General features: G+C 70.3%; 8 protein-coding genes and 2 pseudogenes. 7 read left to right on the forward strand and 3 right to left on the reverse strand.

Annotation, left to right across the window (positions count from 1 at the left end):
* From RDU12_RS08685 to murG, 5 genes and pseudogenes are all read left to right on the forward strand, one after another.
* Positions 1–189 (forward strand): annotated as a pseudogene (locus RDU12_RS08685) (UDP-N-acetylmuramoylalanyl-D-glutamyl-2, 6-diaminopimelate--D-alanyl-D-alanine ligase); the annotation flags it as partial.
* Positions 189–1,298, forward strand: a complete 1,110-nt coding sequence (gene mraY / locus RDU12_RS08690) for a phospho-N-acetylmuramoyl-pentapeptide-transferase (protein WP_300292647.1) — start codon at positions 189–191, stop codon at positions 1,296–1,298. The pseudogene RDU12_RS08685 and the gene mraY, both read left to right, overlap by 1 nt.
* A complete protein-coding gene (gene murD / locus RDU12_RS08695; RefSeq protein ID WP_308684455.1) occupies positions 1,299–2,723 on the forward strand; it encodes a UDP-N-acetylmuramoyl-L-alanine--D-glutamate ligase in 1,425 nt (474 codons plus the stop codon). It abuts the gene before it with no gap.
* On the forward strand, positions 2,720–3,898 hold the full coding sequence (locus RDU12_RS08700) for an FtsW/RodA/SpoVE family cell cycle protein (protein WP_300293231.1): 1,179 nt from the start codon (positions 2,720–2,722) through the stop codon (positions 3,896–3,898). The genes murD and RDU12_RS08700 overlap by 4 nt, the downstream gene beginning before the upstream one ends.
* Before the next feature lie 9 nt (positions 3,899–3,907).
* Complete coding sequence (gene murG / locus RDU12_RS08705; protein ID WP_308684456.1) at positions 3,908–4,999, forward strand: undecaprenyldiphospho-muramoylpentapeptide beta-N-acetylglucosaminyltransferase; 1,092 nt, start codon at positions 3,908–3,910, stop codon at positions 4,997–4,999.
* A gap of 1 nt (position 5,000) precedes the next feature.
* On the opposite strand, the gene RDU12_RS08710 is transcribed toward murG, so the two are convergent.
* Positions 5,001–5,429 (reverse strand): hypothetical protein, encoded by a 429-nt coding sequence (locus tag RDU12_RS08710; RefSeq protein ID WP_308684457.1) that lies wholly within the window; start codon positions 5,427–5,429, stop codon positions 5,001–5,003.
* A 172-nt stretch (positions 5,430–5,601) separates the two neighbouring features.
* Between RDU12_RS08710 and RDU12_RS08715 the strand changes: the two genes are divergently transcribed.
* Complete coding sequence (locus RDU12_RS08715) at positions 5,602–6,726, forward strand: mechanosensitive ion channel family protein (RefSeq protein ID WP_300292270.1); 1,125 nt, start codon at positions 5,602–5,604, stop codon at positions 6,724–6,726.
* Here RDU12_RS08715 and RDU12_RS08720 read toward each other — a convergent pair.
* Positions 6,689–7,168, reverse strand: a complete 480-nt coding sequence (locus tag RDU12_RS08720; RefSeq protein WP_300292268.1) for a surface-adhesin E family protein — start codon at positions 7,166–7,168, stop codon at positions 6,689–6,691. The two genes, RDU12_RS08715 and RDU12_RS08720, sit on opposite strands and share 38 nt — an antisense overlap.
* A gap of 47 nt (positions 7,169–7,215) precedes the next feature.
* On the opposite strand from RDU12_RS08720, the gene RDU12_RS08725 reads away from it, so the two are divergent.
* Positions 7,216–7,938: a WecB/TagA/CpsF family glycosyltransferase gene (locus tag RDU12_RS08725; protein WP_300292266.1), complete on the forward strand. Its 723-nt coding sequence runs from the start codon at positions 7,216–7,218 to the stop codon at positions 7,936–7,938.
* Between the two features lie 27 nt (positions 7,939–7,965).
* Here the strand turns inward: RDU12_RS08725 and RDU12_RS08730 are convergent.
* A pseudogene (locus RDU12_RS08730) lies at positions 7,966–8,801 on the reverse strand (chromosome segregation protein SMC); the annotation flags it as partial.

Here is an 8,801-nt window from a genome sequence, read left to right on the forward strand (position 1 = left end):
GAGATGAAGCGCCTCCACGACGCCCTCCCGCCCGCCCGCCGCGGCCTGTGGCGCGAGACGGCGGCCGAACTCGCCGCCGAGGCCGCCGAACTGGTTGCGCCGGGCGATATCGTCATGGTCAAGGGATCGAACGGTTCGAAGGCGTCGCTGGTCGCCCGGGCCCTCGCCGCGCTCGGAGGAGCCGCCTGATGTTTTACCTTCTGTATCTGCACTACGCCGACATCGCGCAGGACTATCCGCTGCTCAATCTGGTCCAGTACCAGACGGTCCGGGTCGCCCTGGCCATGGCCACGGCCATGATCGTCGCGGTGGCCATGGGCAGCCGCTTCATCGCCTGGATGCGGGTCAAACAGGGCAAGGGCCAGCCGATCCGCTCGGACGGGCCGGTGTCGCACCTGTCCAAGGTCGGCACCCCGACGATGGGCGGGCTGATGATCCTCGCCGGCATCGCCGTGGCGGTGCTGCTGTGGGGCGACCTGACCAATCCCTACATCTGGATCGTCAGCTTCGTGACCGCCGCCTTCGGGGTGCTGGGCTTCATCGACGACTACGCCAAGGTGTCGAAACAGACCTCCGCGGGCCTGACCTCGAAGCAGAAGCTGCTGGCCCAGGTCATCGTCTCGGTCATCGCCGGCGTCATGACCGTGCTGTGGATGACCGCCTCGCCGACCACGCCGAACCTCGAGACCTCGATCGCCTTCCCCTTCTTCAAGGAAGTGCTGCTCAACGTCGGCTGGTTCTATGTCCTGTTCGCCGCCTTCACCATGGTCGGCTTCTCCAATGCGGTGAACCTGACCGACGGCCTCGACGGCCTGGCCATCGTGCCGGTGATGATGGCGGCGGCCGCCTTCGGCCTGATCGCCTATCTGGTCGGCAACTTCATCTTCTCCAACTACCTCGGCGTCCATCACGTCCCGGGCGCGGGCGAGCTGGCCATCTTCTGCGCCGCCATGATCGGCGGCGGCGTCGGCTTCCTCTGGTACAACGCCCCGCCGGCCAAGATCTTCATGGGCGACACCGGCTCGCTGGCCCTCGGCGGCGCGCTCGGCGCCATCGCCGTGGCCACCAAGCACGAGCTGGTGCTGGGCATCGTCGGCGGCCTGTTCGTGATCGAGGCGCTCAGCGTCATGATCCAGGTCGGCTACTACAAGGCGACCAAGCGGCGCATCTTCCTGATGGCCCCGATCCACCACCATTTCGAGAAGATGGGCTGGCCGGAGTCGACGGTGGTGATCCGCTTCTGGATCGTCTCGGCCATGCTGGCCCTGGCCGGCCTCGCCACCCTGAAGCTCAGGTAGATGATTCGGGTCCCCGGCTTCGAAGGACGGCGGATCGCGGTTTTCGGCCTCGGCCGGTCCGGGCTGACGGCCGCGCGCGCCCTCAAGGCCGGCGGCGCCCTGCCGGTGCTGTGGGACGACAGCGTCTCCAGCCGCATGCAGGCCGAGGCCGAGGGCTTCGCGGTCGAGGACCTGACCGCCGCCGACTGGTCCGGCTTCGCGGCCCTGGTGCTGTCGCCCGGCGCGCCCCTGACCCATCCCGAGCCGCACTGGACGGTGGGCAAGGCGAAGGCGGCGGGCGTCGAGATCGTCGGCGACATCGAACTGTTCGCCCGCGCTCTCGCAGCCCTGCCCGTGGCGGAGCGGCCCCGGGTCGTCGCCATCACCGGCACCAACGGCAAGTCCACCACCACCGCCCTGATCGGCTGGGTGCTGAAGCAGGCCGGCATGACCGTCCACGTCGGCGGCAACATCGGCATCGGCGTCCTCGCCCTGCCGGCGCCGACGCCGGACGCCGTCTATGTGATCGAGGTGTCGAGCTATCAGCTCGATCTGACGACGAGCTTCGCTCCGGACGTCGCCATCCTGACCAACGTCTCACCGGACCATCTCGACCGGCATGGCGGCATGGAGGGCTATGTCGCGGCCAAGGCGCGGATCTTCCAGGCGCAGGGCCCGGCGGCGATGGCCCTGGTCGGCATCGACGACCCGTTCGGGCTGAACATCGCCGAGGACCTGGTCGGGCGGGCGGATCGCCTGACCCTGGTCACGACCCACAAGCATCACCACTGGGACGACTGGCGCGTCGGCTTCGAGAGGGCCGGCGCCGTCACCGCGATCGACGGCGTCCTGGCCAGCCTCGGCGAATATGTCTGCGATCTGTCGATCGCCCGCTCGCTGCCCGGCCGCCACAACGCCCAGAACGCCGCCTTCGCCTACGCCGCCGCCCGGACGCTCGGCGTGCCGCGCGACACGGCCGTCGAAGGCCTGCTGTCCTTCCCCGGCCTCGCCCACCGCATGGAGCCCGTCGCCGCCCTCGGCCGCGTCCGGTTCATCAATGACTCCAAGGCCACCAACGCCGACGCCGCGCGGCAGGCCCTGTCCTCCTACGAGCGCAGCTACTGGATCGCCGGCGGCCGGGCCAAGGCGGGCGGGATCGACGACCTCGAGGACCTGTTCCCGCGCGTAGCCGAGGCCTTTCTGATCGGCGAGGCGGCCGGGCCTTATGCGGCGCGGCTGGGCGACACGCCGCACCGGATCTGCGGCGACATGGTCAGCGCGGTCAACGCCGCCGCCGAGGCCGCCGCCGCCACCGGACGCGACGAGGTGGTGCTGCTGTCGCCCGCCGCCGCCTCGTTCGACCAGTATCCCGACTTCGAGGCGCGCGGAGAGGCCTTCCGCGCCGCCGTCCTCGCCCTCGGCGCAACGCCCGCGAGCGCGTCATGACGGAAAGCTACAGCCCCGCCTTTTCGCGCAACGACCAGAGCCCGATCGCCAAATGGTTTTGGACCGTCGACCGCGGCCTGCTGGCGGCGGCGCTGACGCTGATGGCGCTCGGCGTGGCGCTGAGCTTCGCCTCCAGCCCGGCGGCCATCAACGCCGACCAGTCGATCGGCGACCCGTTCCACTATTCGTGGCGGATGATGGTCTGGGGCTCGATGGGCCTCGCGCTGATGCTGACCAGTTCGCTGCTGTCGCCCCGCGGCGTCCGGCGCATCGCGGTGCTGGCCCTGCTCGGCGCCATCGTCACCATGATGGCCCTGCCGTTCATCGGCGACGAGGTGAAGGGCGCGGCGCGCTGGATCAATCTGGGCCCCTTCAGCCTGCAGCCGTCGGAGTTCGCCAAGCCCGGCCTGATCGTCTTCGCCGCCTGGATGTTCGCCGAGGCCCAGAAAGGGCAGGGCGTGCCCGGCGTCAGCATCGCCTTCGCCTTCTGGGCCCTGACCGTCGGCCTGTTGTTGATCCAGCCCGACATCGGCCAGACCCTGCTGGTCACCACCACCTTCATGGCCGTCTTCTTCATGGCCGGCGTGCCGCTGAAATGGGTGGCGGTGATCGCCGCCGCCGGCATGGCCGGTCTGGTGTCGCTGTATTTCGCCTTCGGCCACATGCGCGACCGCCTCAGCCGCTTCCTGTCGCCTGAGACCACCGATACCCATCAGATCGACCGCGCCTCCGAGGCCATCCGCGCCGGCGGCCTGGTCGGCCGCGGGGTGGGCGAGGGGGTGATGAAGCGCCACGTCCCCGACCTGCACACCGACTTCATCTATTCCGTCGGGGCCGAGGAGTTCGGCCTGGTGCTGTCGCTGGCCATGATCGGCCTCTACGCCTTCATCGTCGTGCGCGGCATGAAGCGGGCGATGAAGCTGAACGACGCCTATGAGCAGACCGCCGCCGCCGGCCTGTTCATGCTGATCGGCCTGCAGGCCTGCATCAATATCGCCGTCAATCTGAACCTGATCCCGACCAAGGGCATGACCCTGCCCTTCATCAGCTACGGTGGATCGTCGATGCTGGCCATGGGTCTGACCATGGGTCTGGCCCTGGCCCTGACCCGTCGCCGCCCGGGCGCCTATGAGCCGGGCGCCAGCCTGCCGCAACGGCGGCGAATTCTTCCCTAGGTGCGTGCCATGTCGAGAGTCTGCGTCGTCGCCGCCGGGGGCACCGGCGGGCACATGTTCCCCGCCGAGGCGCTGGCCCGGGAGCTGGCCGCGCGCGGCTGGCGCATCGTGCTGGCCACCGACCATCGCGGCGAACAGTACGCTCACGCCTTTCCGGCCGAGGAGCGGATCGCGCTGGACGCCGCCACCGGGCGCGGTCCGATCGGGATGGCTAAGGCCGGCCTCACCATCGTGCGCGGCGTCTTCCAGGCCCGGGCGGCCCTGAAGCGGCTGGACGCGGCGGTGGTGGTCGGCTTCGGCGGCTATCCGTCGGCCCCGGCGCTGCTGGCAGCGCTGAGCCAGCGCCGTCCGACCCTGCTGCACGAGCAGAACGCCGTGCTGGGCCGCACCAACCGCTGGCTGGCGCCCTATGTCGGCGCCGTGGCCTCGTCCTTCCCCAATCTGCAGAAGGTCCCGGAGGGCGTCGGCGCGCGGGTCAGCCTGATCGGCAATCCGGTCCGCGCCGACATCCGCGCCCTGTTCGACCGGCCCTTCAAGGCCCCGGCGCCCGGCGAGCCGATCCGCGTGCTGGTCACCGGCGGCAGCCAGGGCGCGCGCATCCTGTCCGAGACCGCGCCGCGGGCCTTGGCGGCCCTGCCCGAGGCCATCCGGTCCCGGCTGAAGGTGCAGCAGCAGTCGCGGCCCGAGACGCTGGAGGCCGCGCGCAAGATCTATCTGGACGCCGCCATCGACGCCGAGGTCGCCCCCTTCTTCCGCGACATGGCCCAGCGGCTGTCGGCGGCGCACCTGGTCATCGGCCGGGCCGGGGCCTCGACCTGTTCGGAACTGGCCGTCGCCGGCCTGCCGTCGGTGCTGATCCCGCTGAAGATCGCCATGGACGACCACCAGCGCTTCAACGCCGCCGGCCTCGCCGACGCGGGCGGCGCGGAGGTGATCCTCGAGGACGCGGTCACCGTCGAGCGGCTGACGGCCGTGCTGGCGGCCATCCTCGGCGATCCGGCGCGGCTGGAGGCGATGAGCCGCGGCGCGCGGGCGGCGGCCCTGCCCGATGCGACCCGTTCGCTGGCCGACATGGTCGAGTCGGCGGCCCGGCCCGCCTGAGCTACCGCCGGGCGTTCTGGGCCGGCGCGGCGAACAGGGCGTTGGCGGCGGTCCGGGCGGCGGCGGCGTTGGCGACCGGCGTGGTCCGCGCCCGTTCTGCGGGAGCGCAGGCCGCCTCCAGGGTGATCGCGCCGGGCGAACCCGCCGGCGGCGCCGAGCGTTCGGCCGCTCCGCCGTCGGTCTTCATGTGGGTCGCGCCCGTATAGAGAACGGTCCGCACCGTCCGGGCGGTCCGCGCCGTGCAGTCGATCTCCCATTCCAGCGCCAGGGTGTCGGCCCCGCTGGGGATGGCGTCCTTCAGGAACAGCCACGTCCAGGTCCGCTTGAGCGCCCCGTCGTCGGTCGGCGCCGTCATGTATCCCGCCACCGCCGGCGCGGCGAACACCTGCCGCATCGGACCGTCGAGTCCCGCGGTCGTATCCTGCGCCATCGCGGAAGTCGCGGTAAACAGGCATGCGCCGACAGCTGCAATCTTAAGTATTGTATTCATGGAACAATCCCCTCAAATCCCCGACCGCACTATTCGCGGAAAGCGACGTTATGCAAACCTCCGCCGTGAAATCGATTATGGATAAGTCGGCCCGCCGCGCCCGAAAGGACCCATGCCTCCGTTCGTCACCGACCTGACCCGCGAGATCTTCCGCCTCTGGCGCGAGCTCTGGTGGCTGCCGGAATGGGCGGTGATCGCCATCATCGTCGGCAGCTTCGTCTTCATCGGCTGGGCCGCGAACCAGGTTGTCTTCGCCCTGCTGAAGCTGGCCGTGCGCAAACGCGACGTCTTCTGGCGCGGCACGGTCGGCCGGGCGCGGCTGAAGGTGCGGATCGCGGTGATGATCGCCGCCATGGCCCTGGCGGTCACCGTCTCGCCGCTGGACCCCGAACCGTCGCTGTTGATCCGCCAGACCCTGCTGTTCGCCTTCATCCTGACCGTCGGCTGGATGCTGATCGGGGCCTCGGACATGTGGGCGGTGGTCTATCTGCGCCGCTTCAACATGGAGACCGAGGACAATCTGGTCGCCCGCAAGCACGTCACCCAGGCCCGCATCCTGCAGCGGGTGGCGGCTCTGCTGATCGGCGTCGTCACCCTGGGGCTGGCCCTGCTGACCATCGCCGAGGTGCGCCAGTGGGGCCTGTCGCTCCTGGCCTCGGCCGGCGTCGTCGGCATCATCGCCGGCCTGGCCCTTCAGCCCTTCCTGACCAATATGGTCGCCGGGGTCCAGATCGCCACGGCCCAGCCGATCCGGCTGGACGACGCCGTCATCGTCGAAGGCGAATTCGGGACCATCGAGGAGATCACCTCGACCTATGTGGTGGTCAAGCTGTGGGACTGGCGGCGCCTGATCCTGCCGCTCAGCTATTTCATCAACACCCCGTTCCAGAACTGGACCCGGGAGTCGACGCGCCTGATCGGCTCGGCCTTCCTCTATGTCGACTACGAGGCGCCGATCGAACGGCTGCGGGCCGAACTCGAACGCATCTGCCGCGCCAGCCTGTTCTGGGACGGCGACGTGGCCAGTCTTCAGGTCACCGACATCACCGACCGGACGGCCCAGGTCCGCTGTCTGGCCAGCGCCCGCAACGCCGCGACCGCCTTCGACCTGCGCTGCGAGATCCGCGAGAAGATGCTGGCCTTCATGCGCGACGACTGCCCCGAGGCCCTGCCGCGGGAGCGGTTCGCCGCCGACCGGCTCAGTTCGCCAGACGCAACGCCGCCCGGCCGATCCTGACCGCGTCCTCGAGGTTGTCCGCGTCGGCCTCGCCGGCCGAGGCCGGGTCGCAGGCGACGGCCAGAAGTTCGGCCGCGTCTCCGCTCGGCGCGGCGGGATAGGCGGGGGCCGTGTCCGGGGTGGACGGCCCCTCGGCGCCGCCCTCGCGCACCGAGGCGAAGTCCAGCCGGTCGGCCGTGCGCGCCCGGCAGTCGAACGCCCACCACGACCAGCCGCCCCAATAGGTTTGCCCGCCCGCCGTGAAGTCCGCCTCCGTCACCTGCAACGACCGCATCCGCACCCGGTCGCCGTCGCGGCTGATGGTGGACAGGTCGGCCAGCACCGCGAACCGCCCGACTCCGGTCAGCACCAGTCGTGGGCCGTCCGGCGTCGTCGGTCCGGCGCAGGCGGGCGAGGCCAGCAGGAGGACGCCGACCACGGCGGCCTTGATCGCGGTTTTCATGCCCCATCGTAACCGGGCGTTGACCGCATTGCGACCAGACTGTCGCCATGGCCCGCTTCATGACCCTCGATTTCGCCGACGGCGACCGGCCGCAGACCCTGGCCCGCGTGCTGGACATGGCGCGCGGGGCGTATGGCTATGTCGTCACGCCCAATGTCGACCATGTGGTCAAGCTGATGGACGGCCGGGTCGGGCGCGACGTCTATGAGGGCGCTGACCTGAAGGTCTGCGACAGCCGCATCCTCAGCCATCTGGCGCGGCTGCGCGGCGTGGCCCTGCCGGTCTATCCGGGTTCGGACATGACCGCCGACCTGCTGGCCTCGCCCGCCGCCGAGGGCCTGACCATCGCCGTCTTCGGCCCCGACCGCGCCGCCTTCGACGATCTGGCCGCCCGCTATCCGCGCCAGACCCTGAAATTCCTCGAGGCGCCGATGCTGACGCCCGGCACGCTCGGCTGGCGCGCCGCCGTCGGCCATGCCGCCCACGCCGAGTGGGACGTGCTGCTGGCCTGCGTCTCCTTCCCGAAGCAGGAACTGTTCGCCCACGCCTTGCGCGCGGCGGGCCGGTCGCACGGGGTGACATTGTGCGTCGGCGCCTCTGTGGACTTCCTCACCGGCCGCCAGCAGCGGGCGCCGCGCCTGTTCCAGCGCCTGTCGCTGGAATGGCTGCACCGGTTGCTGAGCCAGCCGCGCCGGATGTTCCGGCGGTATGTCATCGAGGGCCCGGCGATCTTCGGGTGGTTCGTCAGGACGGAAGTCATCGGGCGCTAGTTCCTCCCCCTCCCCTGAAGGGGAGGATTACGCCGCCACGATCTCTTCCGCCTGGGTCAGGTCGACGCTGACCAGCTGGCTCACTCCCCGCTCCGGCATGGTGACGCCGTAGAGGCGATCCATCCGGCTCATGGTCACCGGGTTGTGGGTGATGACGATGAAGCGGGTGTCCGTCCGCTTCCGCATCTCGTCCAGCATGCGGCAGAAGCGGTCGACGTTGGCGTCGTCCAGCGGGGCGTCGACCTCGTCCAGCACGCAGACCGGGGCCGGGTTGGCCAGGAACACCGCAAAGATCAGCGCCGCGGCGGTCAGGGCCTGTTCGCCGCCGGACATCAGGCTCATCACCGACAGCCGCTTGCCGGGCGGGCAGGCGTAGATCTCCAGCCCGGCCTCCAGCGGATCGTCGCTCTCGACCAGCTTCAGCTCGGCCTGGCCGCCGCCGAACAGGGCCTCGAACAGGCTTTTGAAATTGTCGTTGATGACGTCGAAGGCCGCCACCAGCCGCTCGCGGCCCTCGGCGTTCAGCTCGTCGATTCCGTCACGCAGCTTGGCGATGGCCTGGGTCAGGTCGGAGCGCTCGACCTTCATGGTCTGCAGCCGGTCGCCGTACTCGTTGGCCTCGTCCTCGGCCAGCAGATTGACCGCGCCCAGCGCCTCGCGCTCGCGTTCCAGTCCGTACAGCAGGCTCTCGGCCCCTGCGGCGTCGGGCGGGCGGGCGATGGCGTCGTCCTGCAGCTTCTGGCCCAGTTCTTCCGGCGACATCTGCGCCGTCTCACGCAGGTTTGCCTCGGTCTCGGTCAGCTTCTCGGCCGCCGCCTCGGCCCGCGCCGCCAGGCCGGCCCGCGCTTCCCGCGCCGACGAGG

This window comes from Brevundimonas sp. (genome assembly GCF_031082345.1).
In the GTDB taxonomy this organism is placed as follows: domain Bacteria; phylum Pseudomonadota; class Alphaproteobacteria; order Caulobacterales; family Caulobacteraceae; genus Brevundimonas.

Excerpts from the sequence above, each read along its gene's own strand:
- mraY (WP_300292647.1), top strand. The coding sequence starts at position 189 with ATGTTTTACCTTCTGTATCTGCACTACGCCGACATCGCGCAGGACTAT.
- murD (WP_308684455.1), top strand. The coding sequence starts at position 1,299 with ATGATTCGGGTCCCCGGCTTCGAAGGACGGCGGATCGCGGTTTTCGGC.
- RDU12_RS08700 (WP_300293231.1), top strand. The coding sequence starts at position 2,720 with ATGACGGAAAGCTACAGCCCCGCCTTTTCGCGCAACGACCAGAGCCCG.
- murG (WP_308684456.1), top strand. The coding sequence starts at position 3,908 with ATGTCGAGAGTCTGCGTCGTCGCCGCCGGGGGCACCGGCGGGCACATG.
- RDU12_RS08710 (WP_308684457.1), bottom strand. The coding sequence starts at position 5,429 with ATGGCGCAGGATACGACCGCGGGACTCGACGGTCCGATGCGGCAGGTG.
- RDU12_RS08715 (WP_300292270.1), top strand. The coding sequence starts at position 5,602 with ATGCCTCCGTTCGTCACCGACCTGACCCGCGAGATCTTCCGCCTCTGG.
- RDU12_RS08720 (WP_300292268.1), bottom strand. The coding sequence starts at position 7,168 with ATGAAAACCGCGATCAAGGCCGCCGTGGTCGGCGTCCTCCTGCTGGCC.
- RDU12_RS08725 (WP_300292266.1), top strand. The coding sequence starts at position 7,216 with ATGGCCCGCTTCATGACCCTCGATTTCGCCGACGGCGACCGGCCGCAG.